Annotated in this window: 1 protein-coding gene; it reads right to left on the reverse strand. The window is 71.5% G+C overall.

Annotation, left to right across the window (positions count from 1 at the left end):
* Nucleotides 1-355 (reverse strand): SDR family NAD(P)-dependent oxidoreductase (locus tag AC1DKV_RS40600; RefSeq protein ID WP_477139787.1); only part of this gene is annotated, 355 nt, incomplete at both ends.

The following is a 355-nucleotide window of genomic DNA, read 5'->3' on the forward strand; positions in this document are numbered from 1 at the left end:
GGGTCATGGTGGTCATCGCGCCCTTCGAGGCGGCGTAGGGCACCGACGAGCCGTTGCCCATCACCCCGGCGATCGAGCTGGTGTTGACCACGGCGCCCGGACGGGGCGCGGCCTCCAGCAGGCTGCGGGCGGCGCGGACCATCTGGAAGGCGCCGACCACATTGACCGAATAGAGCTTGAGGAAGTCCTCGGCGCTCACCGCATCGAGGTCGCCGTGCTGCGGGGCGAACTTGGTCATGCCGGCGTTGTTGAACAGGGCGTCGATGCGGCCCGACGGCGCCGCGGCCTCGACGATCCGGCGGCAGTCGGCGTCGTCGGCGACGTCGCCCTGAGCCAGGACGGCCTTGGCGCCCAG

This window comes from Cupriavidus sp. 05T41 (assembly GCF_056396525.1).